The sequence below is a fragment of the Paraburkholderia sp. EG286A genome (genome assembly GCF_040965375.1).
In the GTDB taxonomy this organism is placed as follows: domain Bacteria; phylum Pseudomonadota; class Gammaproteobacteria; order Burkholderiales; family Burkholderiaceae; genus Paraburkholderia.
The window spans coordinates 254,950-273,290 of sequence record NZ_JBFRCB010000009.1 but is presented as its reverse complement, the minus strand read 5'-3'; the positions used below and the strand labels follow the sequence as shown (position 1 = coordinate 273,290).

17 protein-coding genes are annotated in these 18,341 nt (G+C 66.9%); 6 read left to right on the top strand and 11 right to left on the bottom strand.

What is annotated here, in order from left to right:
• Window positions 1–164: 164 nt before the first annotated feature.
• From AB4Y35_RS34755 to AB4Y35_RS34740, 4 genes are read right to left on the bottom strand one after another with little or no spacing between them, the layout of a single operon-like run.
• A complete protein-coding gene (locus tag AB4Y35_RS34755) occupies window positions 165–1,028 on the bottom strand; it encodes an HlyD family secretion protein (RefSeq protein ID WP_069268663.1) in 864 nt (287 codons plus the stop codon).
• A 40-nt stretch (window positions 1,029–1,068) separates the two neighbouring features.
• Window positions 1,069–1,269: a DUF1656 domain-containing protein gene (locus AB4Y35_RS34750; RefSeq protein WP_042271036.1), complete on the bottom strand. Its 201-nt coding sequence runs from the start codon at window positions 1,267–1,269 to the stop codon at window positions 1,069–1,071.
• Window positions 1,259–3,505 carry an FUSC family protein gene (locus AB4Y35_RS34745; protein ID WP_368707948.1) on the bottom strand — a complete coding sequence of 749 codons (2,247 nt, stop codon included), beginning with the start codon at window positions 3,503–3,505 and terminating at the stop codon, window positions 1,259–1,261. Before AB4Y35_RS34745 ends, AB4Y35_RS34750 begins: the two co-directional genes overlap by 11 nt.
• Before the next feature lie 11 nt (window positions 3,506–3,516).
• Entirely contained in the window at window positions 3,517–5,145 is a 1,629-nt protein-coding gene (locus AB4Y35_RS34740) for an efflux transporter outer membrane subunit (RefSeq protein ID WP_368707947.1), read from the bottom strand.
• Between the two features lie 156 nt (window positions 5,146–5,301).
• Here AB4Y35_RS34740 and AB4Y35_RS34735 point away from each other — a divergent pair, with 156 nt between their 5' ends.
• Window positions 5,302–6,240: a LysR family transcriptional regulator gene (locus AB4Y35_RS34735; RefSeq protein ID WP_368707946.1), complete on the top strand. Its 939-nt coding sequence runs from the start codon at window positions 5,302–5,304 to the stop codon at window positions 6,238–6,240.
• A gap of 172 nt (window positions 6,241–6,412) precedes the next feature.
• Entirely contained in the window at window positions 6,413–6,556 is a 144-nt protein-coding gene (locus AB4Y35_RS34730; RefSeq protein ID WP_342924566.1) for a hypothetical protein, read from the top strand.
• A gap of 22 nt (window positions 6,557–6,578) precedes the next feature.
• Here the strand turns inward: AB4Y35_RS34730 and AB4Y35_RS34725 are convergent, their stop codons facing one another.
• From AB4Y35_RS34725 to wrbA, 4 genes are all read right to left on the bottom strand, one after another.
• Window positions 6,579–7,385: a metallophosphoesterase gene (locus AB4Y35_RS34725; RefSeq protein WP_368707986.1), complete on the bottom strand. Its 807-nt coding sequence runs from the start codon at window positions 7,383–7,385 to the stop codon at window positions 6,579–6,581.
• A gap of 30 nt (window positions 7,386–7,415) precedes the next feature.
• Complete coding sequence (locus tag AB4Y35_RS34720; protein ID WP_368707945.1) at window positions 7,416–8,852, bottom strand: FAD-binding oxidoreductase; 1,437 nt, start codon at window positions 8,850–8,852, stop codon at window positions 7,416–7,418.
• 144 nt (window positions 8,853–8,996) lie between these two features.
• The gene (locus AB4Y35_RS34715) at window positions 8,997–9,341 is read right to left on the bottom strand and encodes a DUF2069 domain-containing protein (protein ID WP_051481968.1); all 345 of its coding nucleotides are present in this window, start codon (window positions 9,339–9,341) and stop codon (window positions 8,997–8,999) included.
• A gap of 68 nt (window positions 9,342–9,409) precedes the next feature.
• Entirely contained in the window at window positions 9,410–10,027 is a 618-nt protein-coding gene (gene wrbA, locus AB4Y35_RS34710) for an NAD(P)H:quinone oxidoreductase (protein ID WP_368707944.1), read from the bottom strand.
• Between the two features lie 199 nt (window positions 10,028–10,226).
• On the opposite strand from wrbA, the gene AB4Y35_RS34705 reads away from it, so the two are divergent.
• Window positions 10,227–11,528, top strand: a complete 1,302-nt coding sequence (locus AB4Y35_RS34705; RefSeq protein WP_368707943.1) for a YihY family inner membrane protein — start codon at window positions 10,227–10,229, stop codon at window positions 11,526–11,528.
• 46 nt (window positions 11,529–11,574) lie between these two features.
• On the opposite strand, the gene AB4Y35_RS34700 is transcribed toward AB4Y35_RS34705, so the two are convergent.
• The 3 genes from AB4Y35_RS34700 to AB4Y35_RS34690 all read right to left on the bottom strand — a co-directional run bounded on the left by AB4Y35_RS34700 (window position 11,575) and on the right by AB4Y35_RS34690 (window position 14,173).
• Window positions 11,575–11,895 carry an Mpo1-like protein gene (locus tag AB4Y35_RS34700; RefSeq protein ID WP_342924562.1) on the bottom strand — a complete coding sequence of 107 codons (321 nt, stop codon included), beginning with the start codon at window positions 11,893–11,895 and terminating at the stop codon, window positions 11,575–11,577.
• Between the two features lie 95 nt (window positions 11,896–11,990).
• On the bottom strand, window positions 11,991–12,830 hold the full coding sequence (locus AB4Y35_RS34695) for an alpha/beta fold hydrolase (protein ID WP_368707942.1): 840 nt from the start codon (window positions 12,828–12,830) through the stop codon (window positions 11,991–11,993).
• Entirely contained in the window at window positions 12,827–14,173 is a 1,347-nt protein-coding gene (locus tag AB4Y35_RS34690) for an O-acetylhomoserine aminocarboxypropyltransferase (protein WP_368707941.1), read from the bottom strand. The genes AB4Y35_RS34695 and AB4Y35_RS34690 overlap by 4 nt, the downstream gene beginning before the upstream one ends.
• A 295-nt stretch (window positions 14,174–14,468) precedes the next feature.
• On the opposite strand from AB4Y35_RS34690, the gene AB4Y35_RS34685 reads away from it, so the two are divergent.
• The 3 genes from AB4Y35_RS34685 (at window position 14,469) to aroC (ending at window position 18,250) form a co-directional block, all read left to right on the top strand.
• Entirely contained in the window at window positions 14,469–14,924 is a 456-nt protein-coding gene (locus tag AB4Y35_RS34685; protein ID WP_069268653.1) for a CBS domain-containing protein, read from the top strand.
• A gap of 104 nt (window positions 14,925–15,028) precedes the next feature.
• A complete protein-coding gene (locus AB4Y35_RS34680; RefSeq protein WP_368707940.1) occupies window positions 15,029–17,014 on the top strand; it encodes an MFS transporter in 1,986 nt (661 codons plus the stop codon).
• Window positions 17,015–17,149: 135 nt separating this feature from the next.
• Window positions 17,150–18,250, top strand: coding sequence for a chorismate synthase (aroC, locus tag AB4Y35_RS34675; protein WP_368707939.1), 1,101 nt, complete (start codon window positions 17,150–17,152; stop codon window positions 18,248–18,250).
• Window positions 18,251–18,341 lie beyond the last annotated feature (91 nt).

Here is an 18,341-nt window from a genome sequence, read left to right as displayed (position 1 = left end):
ACATTGTTTTGCAATGCTCATCGATTCGCTGTCGGCGCACTGTGCGGCAATCGCTAACACTCCGTATGCGCACAGCAACAAAAAAGGGAACGTCAAACTGACGTTCCCTTTTTTGCGTGCGCTTTTGCGTCGCCTGGCCGGCAGTACGCGCGGTCACGGCTCCATCACGTGCCCGGCTTGACGACCACCGTGCAGGTCGTGCCCGCGGCGAGGACCATGTCGTCCGGCACCTTGTCGATGTGGATGCGCACCGGCACGCGCTGCGCGAGGCGCACCCAGTTGAAGGTCGGGTTCACGTCGGCGAGCAGTTCGCGGCTTTGCGGATTGTCGCGATCGTAGATGCCGCGCGAGATGCTCTCGACGTGGCCCTGGAGCGTGCCGCCGCTCATCAGCTTGATGTCGGCCTTGTTGCCCACCTTCACGTGCGGCAGCTTGGTTTCCTCGAAGTAGCCGTAGACCCAGAACGAATGACTGTCCACCACGGCAAGCTTGGCCTGGCCCGAGATCGCGTAGTCGCCCTGGAACACCTGCAGGTTCGTGATGTAGCCGTCCACCGGCGAGACCACGCGCGTGCGTTCGAGGTTGAGCTTGGCGGCGTCGAGCGCGGCGATTGCCTGCTGGTACTGCGCCTGTGCCGAGTTCGCCGTATGCGAGGCGTTTTCGCGGTTTTCGGCCGAGACCACTTCGCTGTCCATGTCGGCGCGGCGGCGCGCGTCGTCCTGGCGCATCGTCAGCTCGGCCTTGCGCGCGGCGACGGCGGCCTCGGCCTGCTCCACGGCGATCTGATAGTGCGACGGGTCGATCTGCATGAGCAGGTCGCCCTTGTGCACGAACTGGTTGTCCTTCACGGGCAGCTCGACCACGGCGCCCGAGACGTCGGGGGCGATGTTCACCACTTCGGCGCGCACGCGGCCGTCGCGGGTCCACGGCTCGTCCATGTAGTGAACCCACAGGACGCGCCCGACCAGAATGGCGACGACGAAGATGATGGCCGTCGCGATAAAGCCAATGAGGTTGCGGATTGTCATGATTCGGTTGATTCGTTCAGCGATGCATGCAGCGACGCATTTAGTGATAGACCGCGAGACCGAGCAGGCAGCACACGACCACGAGCAGGCTCACGCGAAAGAGGGACGGGTGCCACACGACCCGGTAGAGGCCGGTTCGGGCCAGTACGGAATCGAGCACCCAGGTGATCGCCGCGCCCAGAATGAAGAGCAGCACGATCGCCGGGATATAGGCGTCGAGAAACGCGACGTCACGAGGCATGGTTGGCTCCTTGGCTCGCGCCAGGATTCGCGCCTTCGTTGCCCGCATACGCCGCGAGCGGCGATTGCGGGTCGATGAGCGCGGTGCGGATGAAGTGCAGATGGCTCTGGATGCGCTGCAACTGGTGGCGCTCTTCACGCGGCGGCATGTCGCCACGCTCGGCAGCGCTCGTTGCAGCGGGCTTCCACATGCCCTGCAGCACGGTCTGGCTTGCGTCGATGGCGCGCGCCGTTGTCGCGAGCGCGTCGCGGTAGCGCGCCTCGCCCGGGCGATCGAAGAGCGCGCTCACGGCCTTGAGTGTCGCGTCGATCGCCACGCGCCACGCCGTTCCCCGCGCGTACTGCGGATGCGCGGGCAGCGTGGCCAGTTCATGGCGCAGATCGAGCGCGGCGTTGCCCACTTCGAGCGTCGAGAAGAGCCAGCGCAGCGTGTCACGGCGTTGCGCGTCGTCGTTGCCGGCGATCGCCGAGAGCTGGAACATCAGGTCGCGCGCGCCGCTCTCGAAGCGGTTGCGCAATCCCTTCAGGCGCGCGCGGCAAGCGTGCACGGCGCCGCCGCGCAGGTCGGCCAGCAGTCGCCGGCGCAGCCACGGCGTGGAGGGCGGCAGGAGCACGGCGAACGCGAATGCCGAGACCGCCATCGACGCGATGAGCGCGAGCGCGTCGTTCATATAGCTGCTCGGGTTGTACTGGACGACGTTGTCCGGCCCCGCGAGAAAGCACAGGAAGATGCAGTAGCCCACGCCGTAGCCGGCATACTTCGGGCGCGTCGTGAGGAACACGCCGAACGCAAGCGCGGGTGCGAGTGCGACGCACAGCATGACGAAGCCGTCGATATGCGGAAACACGCCGAACGTGAGAATCATGCCGACGATCGATGCGAGCACGGTGCCGAGCGCCATCTGCGTCGCCATGCGCGAGGGCTGCGGCGCGGACGAGGCGAGCGCGCAGGTCGCGGCGGCATTGAGCACGAGGTTCGTGCCGCTCGGCCATGCGGTGGCGATCCAGAACGCGCCGAGCAATGTCATCACGATCGCAGCGCGCAGGCCCGCCACGCCCGCCGCGATCAGGTTCGTCTTCGGCACGTAGCGCGAAATCCATTTCTCGCGCGAGTGCGTATCGACGGCGAGCGAGGCGTAGGTGGCCGTGTACTCGGTCATCTCGTGCACGAAGCGGTAGAACAGTTCCGTGGCGGTGTCGAAGTCGAGCAGGCGCGCATCGCCTTGTGCTTCGAGCTCGGCGCGCGTGGCGCGCACGCGCTTTGGCAACGCCGAGCGATAGTCGTCGAGCTGCTTCGAGACGTGCGTCGCGTCGGCGGCCGTGAGCACCGGCTCGCCCGCTTTGGCGAACAGCGGCGCGATCTCGCGGAAGTACGGTTCGAGCGCAGCCACGGTGGCCGAGGAGCCATCGGCGCGCAGACGGTTCATCAACTGATGCAGCGCGTGAAAGCGCGTCGAGACCGTCATGAACTCGGTGTTCAGGCGCGCGAGGCGCCCCGAGCGCATGCGCGCGTCGGGCGACTCGAATACGGCCGTGCTGCGGTTCGCTTCGAGACCCACGACGTCGGCGACGAAGCGTGCATGGCTCGCTTCGATATGCGAACGATCGATACGCCCGGCAAGCGCCGCCGAAACGTAATCGACGAACGACGAGAAACGGCGCCGCACGCTCGAGCGCAGCAGCTCGCCCGTAAACTGCGGAAACATCACGGCGCTGACGAAGCCCGAGCAAAGAATGCCGATCGAGATCTCGCCCACGCGCGTCATCGCCGACATGAACGCGCCGTCGGGATGCTGCGAGGCCGGAATGCCGATCAGCGCCGCCGTATAGCCCGCGAGCACGAAGCCGTACGAACGGAAGTTGCGGTTGCGCGCGGCGCCCGCGGTGCACAGGCCGACCCACAGCGCCGTCGAGACGATGAAGAGCTCCGGCTGCTGCGCGAAGAGGCCGATCAGCGCGAGCATCACGACGAGGCCCACGAGCGTGCCGCACAGCCGGTAGAAGCTCTTTGCGAACACGGGACCGCTTTGCGGCTGCATCACGATGAACACGGTCGTCATGGCCGTGCGCGGCTGCGGCAGATCGAGCTTCATGGCGATGCCGAGCGCGAGCAGTGCAGCGGCGATCGCCTTGAAGAGATAGATCCAGACGAGGCCGTCGGTACGCGCCCAGTCGGCGAGCGCGGCGTAGAGGCCTTGGCCGCCCGGCTGCGAGGGTGAGGAGGTGGACGCTTGCATCGTCGTCTGCCTCAGTGCGCCGCGCCGGTTGCGCTGGCGTTGCCCGATGCGCTCGCATCGGCGGCGTCGGGTCCTGTCGAAGCATGCGAGCCGTGCGGCGCGAGCAGTGCCGCGGGCATGAGCGGCACGTCGCGCGTCTTCTTGCCGTGCGCGGGCAGTTGCTCGGCTTCGGTCGGGCCTTTCGCCGCGGCATCGCTCGATGCGTCGATCATGCCGCCGCCGAGCGCCGCCACGAGCGTGGCGTGTGCGGCCAGCCGCTCGGCCTGGATGTGGGCGACGCCTTCCTGCGCGCGCAGCAACTGCGTTTGCGCAATCAGCACGTTCACATAGTCGGTCAGGCCACGGCGGAAGCCTTCTTGCGCGAGATCGTAATTGCGCTGCGCGGCCGCGACCGAGCGGTGCGCGTCGTCTTCCTGCGTCGCGAGCGAGCGCATGCGCACCACCTGATCGGCGATTTCCTTGAGCGCGGTGACGATCGTCTGGTTGTACTGATCGACCGCGATGTCGTATGCGGCGGACTGCGCGCCGAGCTGCGCGCGCAGGCGTCCGCCGTCGAAGATCGGCAGCGAGAACGCGGGGCCTGCCGCATAGCTGCCGCTCATCGACTTGAGGAACTGGAACAGCGGGCCGGCCGCCGCGTAGCCGCCCATCGAAACGAGCAGGTTCACGTTCGGATAGAAGTCGGCCTTCGCGACGTCGATGCCGCGCGCCTGCGCGGCGACGAGCCAGCGCGCCGCGACCACGTCGGGGCGATAGCCGATCAACTGGGCGGGCAACGCCGAGGGCAGGCCCGCGGGCGCGGCGAGCGAAAGCGCAGGGCGCTCGATCGCTTCACCGGCACCCGGGCCCTTGCCCGCGAGCGCCGCGAGCTGGTTCTTGCCGAGTGCGATGGATTCATCGAGCGCGTCGATCTGGCGTTCGTACTCGGGCAGCGGCGTTTGCGCCTGGCTCACTTCGAGCTGGGTGCCGATGCCGCCCGCCAGGCGCTTTTGCGCGAGCGCGAGAATGCGCTGCTGCTGGGCGAGCGTTTGCTTCGCAATGTCGAGCAGCGCGTAGTTCATCGACATCTCGATGTAAGTGCGCGTGACGTTGACTTCGAGTTCGAGCTGCGCCGCGCGCGCGTCGGCGGCGGTGGCGTGGGCCACGTCGAGCGCGCGCTCGGCGTTGTTCTTGTCCTGGCCCCAGAGGTCGAGGTGATACGACAGCCCGAGCGTCGCCGTGTTGTTCCACGTGTTCGCGCCCGCGAGCGGGCCCGGCCCGTAGTAGACGTTGTCGGACCATTGCTGGCGCTGGATGGACATGCTGCCGTTGATTTGCGGCAGGAGCCCGGCCTGGGCCACGCCCACCATCGAGCGCGCTTCGCGCACACGCGCCTGGGCGGCGGCAAGCGAGGGGTTGCCGGCCACGGAGGCTTCGATCCAGGCGTTCAGTTGCGGGTCGTTATAGCCGCGCCACCAGTCGCTGGCGGGCCAGCCGGCGTCGGTGTCGGCCGCGCGGATCGCCGAGCCGGCGTCGAGTTGCGCGGCTTCGGCCTGTTTCGCTTGCGGTGCGATGCCCCCGGTACTGGCGCAGCCCGCGATTATCAACGAGAACGTAAGAACCGTGAGTGCGGCTAGTCCTTTCGGTACCGGAGACTGCACGATTTACTCCTTATCTTGACTATGAATCACTGTGCGTCATTATATTTTTTGCGCGATTGATGAATAACCGGTAAGGATGCAAGGCATTTTTACGAAACGTGAGACAATCGATCTTACGAAATATGAAACAATTCGTGTGTCAGATAGAGGATTGGTATGGATACGCTTCAAAACATGCGTGTATTCGTCCGGGTGGTGGAGGCGGGCAGCTTCACGGGCGCGGCGCAATACCTGAACACGACCACGGCTTACGCTTCGCGCGCGGTCTCCGATCTGGAGGCGCACCTGCGCACGCGCCTCCTGAACCGCACGACGCGCCGCATCGCCCTCACCGAGGCGGGCGAACGCTACCTGCAGCGCTGCGAGCAGATCCTCGCCTACGTCGATCAGGCCGAAGCGGAAGCCGGCGACGCGCATGCGCGCCCCTCGGGCAAGCTCAAGGTCCACGCGATGACGAGCTTCGGCCAGCACTATGTGGTGCCGGCGGTGGGGCAGTATCAGCAGCTCTATCCGGACGTGCACGTGGAACTCACGCTCGCCCAGCGCATGCCGGACCTGCTCGACGAGGGTTATGACGTGGCCCTCGTGGTCGCGACCGATCTGCCGGATTCCGGTTTCGTATCGCAGCGGCTCGCGAGCGCGTGCAGCATCGCGGTCGCCTCGCCGGCGTATCTGGAAAAGCGCGGCGTGCCGCAAAAGCCCGCCGATCTCGCGAACCACACCTGCCTGCAGATGGTGACGCCCGTGTTCCCGACCTCGCAGTGGCAGTTCACGGGCCCCGAAGGCGAGACCACGATCGACCTCGGCCCGGCGACCTTCCAGGTGAACGTGGCGGAGGCGATGGCGGTGGCCGTGCGCGAGGGCATGGGCGTGGGCCTGCTGCCGATCTATTCGGCGATCAGCGGTCTGCGCAGCGGCGAGCTGCAATGGATCCTGCCGGAGTACAAGTCGCAGGAGATGAACGTCTTTGCGGTGTACCCGTCGCGCCAGTATCTCGACGCGAAGATCCGCACGTGGGTCGAACTGCTGCGCGAGAGCATGCCGTCGACGCTTGCCCGCGATCAGAACGAGCTGCGCCAGTTCGCGCGCACCTGAGCCCGTTGCGCTCGCAGCCGATCAACAGGTGCGCGCGGGCGCGCGCGGGCTGTGACAGCCTGTTACAGCTTGCGCAGATGGCAACACTTCCTTACGCCCGGCGGCGCGGCGGCTTGGTAAGGTAGCGGGACTGATTTACGCAACCCTCTTCTTGCCAATACCGGGAACTCGAATGGATACGCATCTGATGATCGGCATCGCCGTGATGATGGGCCTGATCGGCATCGCGGCATCGCGCGATCTGCTGCGCATGCGCCGCGCGCAACTGCAGCCCGTGACGCTGCGCGTGCGCCGCGACGACGCACGCCTGCGCTAAAGCTTCGGGCACGTTTGCCTCGCTAGATTTCCACCACCTTGTCCCACGCAAAGGCCGGATTCTCCGGCTGCCCCGTGCGGCGATCGCGATAGCCGCGCGGATTGCACACCACGCGCGTGCCGTTGACCGTGTAGTCGAAGCACGTATGCGTGTGGCCATGTATCCATAGCGCGACCGGCGCACGCACGAGCGCGTCGAGATCGCTCACGAATCCCGCCGATACCCGATCTTCCGCGTAGCGCGGCGCCAGACTCCCTTTGTGCGGGGCGTGGTGCGTGACGACGATCGTCTCGCCCGCGAAGGGCTTTGCCAGTTCCGCTTCGAGCCATGCGCGCGACCGCGCGTGGAGCGCGAGCGAGTCGGCCGGCGTGAAGTCGCGCGCGAGCGCTTGCGGGCTATCCGGCCAGGACACCTGGATCAATCCGCGAAAGTCCAGCATCACGCGCATCGCCGCTGCGATGGCGGCCTCACGCGTGCTATCGTCGGCGCCGAAGAGTGCGAAGTCGGCCCATAGCGTCGTGCCGAGCACGCGAAAGCGGCCCGCCGGATCGACGTACACGCCGTCGTTGAGAAAGTGCACGTTGTCGAGCGTGGAGGCGGCGTCGCGCATCGCCGTTTCCAGCGCGCCGAGATCGCCGTCGTAGTACTCGTGATTGCCGGGCACGTACACCACCGGCACCTGCGGATCGAACGTTTCCGCCGCCCAGCGCAAGCCCAGCCCGTGATTGTGGATGTCGCCCGCGAGCACGACGAGATCGGCCTGCGCGTGCGGGATCGTGTCGGGCTCGTCGTTTTCCAGATGCAGGTCGGACAGCACGCGGATCTTCAACACGATGTCGGCTCCTTGCGTCCTGCGCGTTCAGCGCAGCACTTTCCCCGGATTCATCAGGTTCAGCGGATCGAGCGCGGTCTTGATCGCGCGCATCAGCGCGAGTTCGACCTCGCTCTTGTAGTGCATGTTCTCGTCGATCTTCAACTGCCCAAGGCCATGTTCCGCACTGATCGTGCCGCGATGGCGATCCACGCTGTCGTAGACGATGCGGTTCAGCGTCTTCTCGTTGTCGGCGAGGAAGCGCTTCGGGTCGCCGCCTTCGGGCGCCTGCACGTTGTAGTGCAGATTGCCGTCGCCGAGATGGCCGAAGGTGACCATGCGCGCGCCGGGCACCGCGCGGGCGATTTCGGCGTCGGTTTCCTCGATGAAATGGCCGATGCGCGAGATCGGCACGCCGATATCGTGCTTGATGTTCAACCCTTCCTGCGCCTGCGCGAGCGGAATGTGCTCACGGATGTTCCAGAACGCCTGCGACTGCGCGAGGCTTTCCGCGACCACGGCGTCTTCCACGAGACCTTGCTCCAGCGCTTCTTCCATGAGCCGCTCGAAGAGGGCGCGCGCGTGTTCTTCGCTTTCGTTGTCCGACAGTTCGAGCAGCACCACCTGCGCGTGATGCTCCGCGAACGGATAACGCAGTTGCGGGAAATGACGGCTGACGAGCGCCATGCAGAAGTCCGACATCAGCTCGAAGCCGGTGAGCAGCGGCCCGGCGTAGCGCTGCGCGAGCGCGAGGAAGTCGAGCGCCGCATGTGCCGAGCCGAGCGCGGCGAGCGCGGTGACGCGCGCGGCCGGCAGCGGGTGCAGCTTCATGACCGCGGAGGTGATGATGCCGAGCGTGCCTTCCGCGCCGATGAAGAGGTCGCGCAGATCGTAGCCGGTGTTGTCCTTGCGCAGTCCGCGCAGGCCGTCCCAGACCTCGCCTTGCGGCGTGACGACTTCGAGGCCGAGACACAGCTCGCGCGTGTTGCCATAGCGCAGCACACCGGTGCCGCCTGCATTGGTCGAGAGATTGCCGCCGATCGTGCAGCTGCCTTCGGCCGCGAGCGAGAGCGGGAAGAGACGGCCCGCATCTTTTGCGCGCGCCTGCACTTCGGCGAGGATCACGCCGGCTTCGACGGTGATCGTGTTGTTGTGCGGATCGATTTCGCGCACGCGGTTCAGGCGGCGCAGGCTCAGCACGGCCTGCTTGCCGCTCGCGTCCGGCGTCGCGCCGCCCGCGAGACCCGTGTTGCCGCCTTGCGGCACGAGCGCCACGCGATGCTCGTGCGCGAGCTTCACGACCGCGGCGACTTCCTGCGCATTGGCCGGGCAGAGCACGGCGCAGGCCGCGCCCTGGTAGCGGCGGCGCCAGTCGGCGAGGTAGGGCGCGGTGTCGTGGGCGTCGGTCAGCACGTATTGCACGCCGATGGTGGCGGCGCAGGCGTCTAAAAAGGCTTGGCAGGCGGTCGGGGTGGAGTCGGTCATGGTGTCTCGGAAATTCGCGCCTGGGCTGGGCCGGCTCGCGGCGCGATTGTCATGAAGTCGCGAGGCTCAAACGGTTAGTTTGACACGGCGATAGCCTTCATGCAGCGCTCACGGACAAGGCGGACGCGGCGTGGCAGGGGGCGCTTAGGCCGACTCGCGCTTTGCGGGCTTTGCGGCACGCTTTGCAGCGCGCTTGTACGGCGCGACATAGGCCAGCGCACACGCGAAGAAGCCGAGAGCCAGCGCGACTTCCACCCAGCCAAGCCGGTTGCCGGGCGCGGGATCGGTCATGCCGCGCACGATGCCTTCCGCGAAGTAGAGCAGCACGAGCATCGCCGCCCATTGCAGCGTGTAGAGCCTGCGTCGCAGGACGCCGGGCAGGGCGATGGCGAGCGGCACGGCCTTGAGCACGAGCGCGCTGCCGCCGGGGCGCAGCGGTGCGAGCCGCCACTCCCACGCGATGCACAGCAGCGTGAGCGCGGCGAGCATCGCAAAAGCGCCGAGCGCGGCGCCGCGACGCTGGACGATGGGCTCGGTGACCTCGTTCACGCGGGTGTTCACAGCCGCTCGCCTTGCTCGGTGCCAGCGAGTGCGAGCGCCGCGCGCGCAAGGCGCACGCCCAGCGCGCTCGCGAGCGTCTTTTCATCGGCGCTCAAACCGTGGCCGCGCGCGTCCTGGCGCGCGTGATGCGAGGCGCCGTAGGGCGAGCCGCCGCCCTGCGTGGTCGTGAGCGCGCTTTCCGTGTAGGGGATGCCCACGAGCAGCATGCCGTGATGAAGCAGCGGCAGCATCATCGAGAGCAGCGTGCTCTCCTGGCCGCCGTGCAGGCTGCCCGTCGACGTGAACACGCAAGCGGGCTTGCCCGCGAGCGCACCCGACAGCCACTGCGGCGTGGTGCCGTCGAGAAAGTACTTGAGCGGCGCGGCCATGTTGCCAAAGCGCGTGGGCGAGCCGAGCGCGAGACCCGCGCATTCTTCGAGGTCGCGCAACTCGACGTAGGGCGGGCCGTCGGAGGGGATGTCGGGCGCGGTGGCCTCGCAGACCGTCGAGACGGGCGGCACCGTGCGCACGCGCGCTTCGGCGCCGGGAACACTGTCGATACCCTGGGCGATGGCGCGCGCGAGTTCGCGCGTTGCGCCATGCCGGCTGTAATAGAGCACAAGAATCGGTTTCATCGGGCCTCGTCGGTGGACGGGATATTATAGGGGTTGGGTCTGCCGCCGCAGCGGCGCACCGGCGAGTGAGGCGCATGTCACGTGCAAATCATCGGCAAATAGGTACACTGCGTGCGCGCCGAATCGGCGGCAAAACGCGGCGTCAAGAGAGCGAAAGCGCGGCAATCAAAGTGTTCACGGTGGCGAGGAAAGCAGGCCAATGGATGTGCTGTCGAGGGTGAAGTTCGATCTGGACATCGTGAAGCGGCTCGCGCGCTTCGCGGCGCGGCGCAGCCGCGAAGATCGCATTCCGCAGGTCGCGGGCAGCCTCACGTTCACCACGCTGCTCTCGCTCGTGCCGCTCGCCACGGTCGCATTCGCGCTCTTTACCGCGTTCCCGATCTTCGCCTCGTTCCAGAACTCGCTGCAGGCCTTTCTCGCCGACCACCTGATGCCGGCGCAGATCAACAGCCAGATCTTCAAGTACCTGAACCAGTTCGCCTCGAAGGCCAAGGGCCTCACGACGATGGGCATGATCGTGCTCTTCGTTACGTCGGTCATGACGATGATGACCGTGGAGTCGGCCTTCAACCTGATCTGGCGCGTGCGCAAGGCGCGCCCGTTCGCGCAGCGCGTGCTCGTCTACTGGGCCATTCTCACGCTCGGGCCGATCCTGATCGGCGTGAGCCTGTCGATCTCGTCGTACGTGTTCACGCGTTCGGCCGTGATCGCGACCGAGCAGCACGTTTCGGGCATCCTCGACTGGATGTTGATCGGCGCCTCGCTGCCGCTTACGTCGCTCGCGTTCACGATGCTCTACGTGTATCTGCCGAACTGCCGCGTGCAGTGGCGCGACGCTCTGGTGGGCGGCATCGCCGCGGCGATCGCCTTCGAGGCGGCCAAGCGCGGCTTTGGCTACTACGTGCGGCGCATTCCGACCTACACGGCGGTTTATGGCGCCTTCGCGGCCGCACCGATGTTCCTGCTGTGGATGTACCTGAGCTGGTTCATCACGCTGGTGGGCGCGATGATCACCTCGGCGCTGCCCGAAATCCGCACCGGGCGCTTCGACCGACCGCGCTTTCCGGGCAGCGATCTGCTCGACGCGCTCGAACTGCTCGCGGGTCTCGCCGATGCGCGGGAAGCGGGCGAGCCGGGCCGCACGATCGAACAGCTGGCAGTGTTGTTGCGGCGCGACCTGGCCACGGTTACGCGCCTGATCGACGGCCTCGAAGAAGATGAACTGGTGGGGCGTCTCGAGCAGGAGGAACGCGCGAAAACGCTGTTCCTGCTGCTCGGCAATCCCGCGCGCATTTCGGTAACGCGCATCTTCGACCGCTTCGCGATCGATCGCGAGGAACTGGCGTATCAGCTCAAGTCGAGCAGTATCGATGCGCACCTGCTGCTCGGTGCGCTCGACAACGACAAGCTCTCGATTTCACTCGCGTCGCTGCTCGCGACGCGGCGTTTCCCGGCGCTCACGGAGGAGCATCCGCCGGTGCTCCCGCATCCGGCGGCGTGACGATGCGGCGCGCCCTTGACAGGCGCGCCCTCGCATCAGATTCGAATCAAAGAGAAATCTTGCCGCGGCAGATATCCGCGAACATGACCCAGTCGCCCATCAAGCTGTAGATGGGGTGACGGAAGGTGGCCGGGCGGTTCTTCTCGAACTTGAAATGGCCGAACCACGCGAAGCCGTAGCCGCACACGATGGCAAGCGGCAGCCAGAGCCAGTTGCCGGTGGCGATCGCCATGCAGACGAAGCCGATCACGCCAAGCGAGCCGATGAAATGCAGCCGCCGCGACATGAGATTGCTGTGCTCGCTCAGGTAGAACGGATAGAACTGCGCGAAGCTCGAAAAATGCTCGGTATGCGTGGTGGGTTGCATCGTCTCCTCCTTTCTGCGCAAGTACGCAGGGGATGGTTGATTCAGCCATTCTCCAGCGTTCCGAACGACCGTGCAACCCGGGCGAGTCACAGCCGTCAGCCGTTGCCCACGCGCGGTGTTTGCTGCGTTGCAAAAGCGTAGAGCGCGTCGAGCGTCGCATCGGGCTGCTCGGTCATCAGCGCGTGGCCGGCGTCCAGCGTGACCGTGTCCACGGGTGTGCGCGCTTGCGCGAAGGCCTCGGCGAGGGCGCGCGTGGCGCGCGGGGGCGTCATCGCGTCGCGTTTGCCGAGGATCAGGCGCACCGGGCAGCGGACTTTCGCGGCGCTGGTGAGGCCGTCCGCATAGGCGTTGCACGCCGCGAAATCGGTATGGAACAGCTGCGGCTCGCCGCGCGCGGAGACGCGCTCCATGAGCCGCTGGTTCATGCCGCGCAGCCAGAAGCCCGGCCCGGGGCTCGACGGCTTGGCGGCGAGCGTCGAGTGTGACCACGCGTTGACGAGCGCGATCGCCTCCGGCTCACGCTCGCGCGCGGCTTCGAGCAGGCTTGGCGCGACCGTCATCGGGAATGCAGTGGCGAGCAGCGCGATGCGCTGTGCGCGCTCCGGATGGCGCGCCGCGAATTCGAGCGCGACGAGCGAGCCCATGCTATGGCCGGCGACGAAGGCCCGCGGGGCGTTCAGTGCGTCGAGCAGGGCGGCGAGCCAGTCGGCGAGCGCGCCGATGCTCGTGAGCGCGGGGCCCGCGCTGCGCAGGTGGCCGGGCAGATCGACGGCCAGCGCGTTGAAGCCGTGGTTGGCGAAATAGCGCGATTGCAGCGCCCAGACGCTGTGGTCGTGCTGCGCGCCGTGGACGAACACCGCGAACGGCAGCGCGGGGTCGATCGCGTGCGAGGCCGTGTAGGCATAGACCGGCTTGCCGGCGACATCGACGATCATGACGCCTCCTTGCCAGTGGGCTTGGCTTTCGCTGCTTCCGTTTTTTGCGACGCCTTCAGCGCGCGCTTGAGGTCGTCGACCAGGTCGGCGGGGTCTTCGAGCCCGATCGAGAGCCGGATCGTGCCCTCCGCAATGCCGGCGGCGGCCAGCGCGGCGGCGTCCATGCGGAAATGCGTGGTCGAGGCGGGGTGGATCACGAGCGAGCGCGCGTCGCCGACGTTGGCCAGATGCGAGAACAGCGTGAGCGCTTCGATGAAGCGCTTGCCCGCCGCGCGGCCGCCGCGCAGGTTGAAGCTGAACACGGCGCCCGCGCCGCGCGGCAGCAGACGCTTCGCAAGCGCGTAGTCGGGATGGCTCGGCAGTTCCGGCCACGCGACCGATTCGACCGCTTCGTGCGTGGCGAGAAATTCGACGATGCGCCGCGCGTTCGCCACATGTCGCTCCATGCGCAGCGGCAGCGTTTCTATGCCTTGCAGCAATTGCCACGCGGCCTGCGGATGCAGGCACGCGCCGAAGTCGCGCAGGCCCTCGCGGCGCGCGCGCAGGAGGAAGGGCGCGACCGTGCTTTCCTCGCTGAACACCATGTCGTGAAAGCCCGCATAGGGCTCGGTGAGTTCGGGAAAGCGACCCGACGCTTCGAAGTCGAAGGTGCCGCCATCGACCAGCACGCCGCCGATCGTCGTGCCATGGCCGCCGAGGAACTTGGTGGCCGAGTGATAGACGAGATCCGCGCCGTGCTCGAAGGGGCGCAGCAGGTAAGGCGTGGTGAACGTCGAATCGACGAGGAGCGGCACGCCATGGGTGTGCGCGATCTGCGCGACGGCTTCGATGTCGAGCACGTCGAGGCCCGGGTTGCCGAGCGTTTCGCCGAACAGCAGACGCGTGTTGGGCCGCAGCGCCGCGCGCCAGGCGTCGAGGTCGCCGGGCTTCACGAAGGTCGTCTCGATGCCGAAGCGCTTGAGCGTGTAGTGCAGCAGGTTGTGCGAGCCGCCGTAAAGCGCCGCCGAGGCGACGATGTGCGAGCCCGCGCCCATCAGCGTCGCGATCGCGAGATGCAGCGCCGCCTGGCCGCTCGCGGTGCCGATCGCGCCCGCGCCGGCTTCGAGCGCGGCCACGCGCTCTTCGAACACGGCGACGGTCGGGTTCGAGATGCGCGAGTACACGTGGCCCGCGCGCTCCATGTTGAAGAGCGCGGCGGCGTGGTCGGTGTCGCGAAACGAGAACGAGGTGGTGAGGTAGATCGGCGTCGCGCGAGCGCCGGTGGCGGGGTCGGGCGCTGCGCCCGCATGCAGCGCGAGCGTGTCGAAGCGGCTATCGGGAGTCGATCCAGGATTTGATGACATCGTGGCGGCGCGGCCGGCGCGAACCGGCCTGGTGTCGGGGGTGAAGGGCATCGTAACACCGGCAGCGGGGCGCGGGGACGCCCGGCCGGGCGTTTTTCGGGCCGGATGGAGGGCATCCCGCGTGGCCGGATGCGTGCCGGAAAACCCCTCGCCACGGCTTTCGGCAGACGTTTCGGTAAGCCCCGGAGCGCCCGCCGCGCGGCTTTCCTTTTAACAATCTTTCCGCTAGGATCGAATCAGGTAGGCATCTTTTCAGCATTTCCCCCATTACTAGCGGCATTCCTGGAGACACATCATGCGTGTCAGCGACATCCTCAAGGTGAAGGGCAACACGCTCTACACCGTCACGCCCGACACTGCGCTGAACGAGGCAGTCAACACCATGGCCGAGCACGATATCGGCTCGCTCGTCGTCATGGAATATGGCGATCTGGTCGGCATGCTCACGTTCCGCGAGATCATCCTCACGCTGCGTGCAAACGGCGGCAGCGTCGGCACCACGACGATCCGCAAGGTCATGGACGATCATCCCATCACCTGCACGCCGGAAACCGAGGTCGACGAAGTGCGCCGCATGATGCTCGAGCACCATGTGCGCTACCTGCCGGTCATGGAAAGCCGCTCGCTCATGGGCGTGATCTCGTTCTACGACGTGGCGAAGGCCGTGGTGGAAGCGCAGGGCTTCGAGAACAAGCTGCTCAAGGCGTATATTCGCGACTGGCCCGAAGAGGAGCGTCAGCCGGCGCGCTGAGCGCGGCCCGACTAACGCCAGATTGATCAGTATGGGAAAGCGCGCCTCAGGCGCGCTTTTTCGCGTCTGGGCCCCATGAATTCCGTCAGTGCGATTCCTGCTCGATGAACGATAGACCGATGCCCGCGGCGCAGCGCGACAAGCGCAAAGCGCACCCTGAGGGTGACCACGCTTCGCAGTTCGCGCTGCTGCGCCAGCGCCGTTTCGCCCCGTTTTTCTGGACGCAGTTCCTCGGGGCGATGAACGACAACGTCTTCAAGATCGGCTTCACCTCGCTCGTCACCTATCAGGCCGCGCGCTTTTCGGGCGTCGATCCGAAGACGGTCGCGTTCCTCATCTCGGCCATTTTCATCCTGCCGTTCGTGCTGTTTTCCGCGACCTCGGGCCAGGTCGCCGACAAGTACGACAAGGCGACGCTCACGCGCTGGGTCAAGACCTTCGAGATCGCGGTCATGCTGATCGGCGCGGCCGGCTTCTGGATGCACAGCGCGCCGCTGCTGTACGCGTGCACCTTCCTGATGGGCGTGCATTCGACCGTGTTCGGGCCGGTCAAGTACGCGTACCTCCCGCAGCGCCTCACGCCCGATGAACTGGTCGGCGGCAACGGGCTCGTCGAAATGGGCACGTTCGTCGCAATCCTGCTCGGCACGATCGTCGGGGGCGTGGCCGCGGGTATCGGGGCGATGGATCCCGCGTCGGCGCATGCGGACCTTGGGCCGCCGCTGGGCGCGTGGTGGCTCGGTGGCATGTGCATCGTGATCGCGCTCGTGGGGCGCGTGGCGTCGGCCTTCGTGCCGCCGTGCGAGCCGTCGCAGCCGGACCTGCGCATCAACTGGAATCCGGTTTCCGAAACCTGGCGCAATCTGCGCCTCGCGCGTGGCAACCGCACCGTGTTCCTGAGCCTGCTCGGCATCTCGTGGCTCTGGTTCGTCGGCGCAACGTTTCTCGCCTCGTTCTTCAATTTCGCGAAGGACGTGATGTCGGCCGACCCCGACGTTGTGACCGTGCTGCTCGCGATGTTTTCGCTCGGCATCGGCTCGGGTTCGCTGCTCTGCGAGCGGCTCTCGCGGCGGCGCATCGAGGTGGGTCTCGTGCCGCTCGGCTCGATCGGCATGAGCGTGTTCGGCATCGATCTGTTCTTTGCGAGCCACGCGTTGCCTCCCGCGTCCCATCTGCTTTCGGTAGGCGAATTCCTGCGCACCGCCGCGCACTGGCGCGTGCTCGCCGACCTGTTCCTGCTCGCCATGTTCGGCGGCTTCTACAGCGTGCCGCTCTACGCGTTGATCCAGAGCCGCAGCGCGCCCAGCCACCGCGCGCGCATCATCGCCGCGAACAACATCCTCAATTCGCTCTTCATGATCGTCTCGGCGCTCATGGCGATGGCGCTCACGTCCGCGGGCGTCGGCATTCCCGGCATCTTTCTGACCACGGCGCTGCTCAATATCGTCGTGGCGGCCTACATCTACACGCTCGTGCCCGAGTTCCTGCTGCGCTTCGTGGCGTGGGTGCTCGTGCATACGGTCTACCGCGTGCGGCTCGTGCATACCGAACGCATACCGGCCGAGGGCGCCGCCGTGCTCGTCTGCAATCACGTGAGCTATGTCGATGCGATCGTCATCATGGCCGAGAGCCCGCGGCCGATCCGCTTCGTGATGGATCAGCAGATCTTCCGCTCGCCGTTCTTCGGCTGGGTGTTCCGCCACGCCAAGGCCATTCCGATTGCGCCCGCGCACGAAGACCCGGATGCGCTCGTTGCTGCCTACGATGCGTGTGCGGCCGCACTGGCCGAGGGCGACCTCGTCTGCATTTTTCCCGAGGGCAAGCTCACGCGCACCGGGGAGATGAACCCGTTTCGCCACGGCGTGAGCGAAATCTTGAGGCGCTCGCCCGTGACGGTCGTGCCGATGGCGTTGCGCGGGCTGTGGGGCAGTGCGTTCTCGCGTTTTGCGGGGTCCGGCCAGGAGCGGCCATTGCGACGCGGTCTGACGAGCCGTTTGACGCTCGCGGTGGGCGAGCCGATCGCGGCGGCGGACGCTACGCTTGAGCGCTTGCAGGAGACGGTGGCGGAACTGCGCGGTGCGCGGCGCTGACGCCAGGCCATACGGCGCGTACGCGCCACCCAACACGTCGCCTCCTTTCGCCAGAAGGCCCGACCGCCCGGTCGGGCGTCGCCGCGCGCGGGCTGGCATAATATTGGATTCCCCGATTCACTTTGGACGACCGCCATGTCCGGCAACACGCTCGGTACGCTTTTCACCGTCACCACCTTCGGCGAATCCCACGGCCCGGCCATTGGCTGCGTCATCGACGGCTGCCCGCCCGGCATGGCGCTCACCGAAGCCGACATCCAGATCGACCTGGACCGCCGCCGCCCCGGCACGTCGCGCCACGTGACGCAGCGCCAGGAAGAGGACAAGGTCGAGATTCTCTCGGGCGTGTTCGAAGGGCGCACCACGGGCACGCCGATCACGCTCCTGATCCGCAATACCGACCAGCGCAGCAAGGACTACGGCAACATCGTCGAGACCTTCCGCCCCGGTCACGCCGACTACACCTACTGGCAGAAGTACGGCATTCGCGACTATCGCGGCGGCGGCCGCTCGTCGGCGCGCCTCACGGCGCCCACGGTCGCGGCGGGCGCGGTGGCGAAGAAGTGGCTGCGCGAGCGCTTCGGTGTGGAAGTGCGCGGCTACATGCGCGCGCTCGGCGAGATCGACGTGCCGTTCGTGAGCTGGGAGCACGTGCACGAGAATCCGTTCTTCGTGCCCAACGCCGACGTCGTGCCGCAGCTCGAGAGCTACATGGACGCGCTGCGCAAGGACGGCGACTCGATCGGCGCGCGCGTGAACGTGGTGGCGAGCGGGGTGCCGGTGGGCTGGGGCGAGCCGCTGTTCGACCGGCTCGACGCCGACATCGCGCACGCCATGATGGGCATCAACGCGGTGAAGGGCGTGGAGATCGGCGCGGGCTTCGCGAGCGTCGCACAGCGCGGCTCGGTGCACGGCGACGAACTCACGCCCAATGGATTCCATGGCAACCACGCTGGCGGCGTGCTCGGCGGAATTTCGACGGGGCAGGACATCACCGTCTCGATCGCCATCAAGCCGACCTCGAGCATCCGCACGCCGCGACGCTCGATCGACAAGGCGGGCGATCCCGCGACGGTCGAGACCTTCGGCCGCCACGACCCGTGCGTGGGCATTCGCGCGACGCCGATCGCCGAGGCCATGCTCGCGCTCGTGCTGATCGATCACGCGCTGCGCCACCGTGCGCAGAATGCCGACGTCGTCGTGACGACGCCGAAGATCGCGGCCAGCGACGAGTAAAGTCGGTCGGTGCGGCGTGAGCCGCACGCGTTGCGCGGGCAACAAAAAAGCCGCTTCAGGCCCACACCTGAAGCGGCTTTTTTTCGCATAC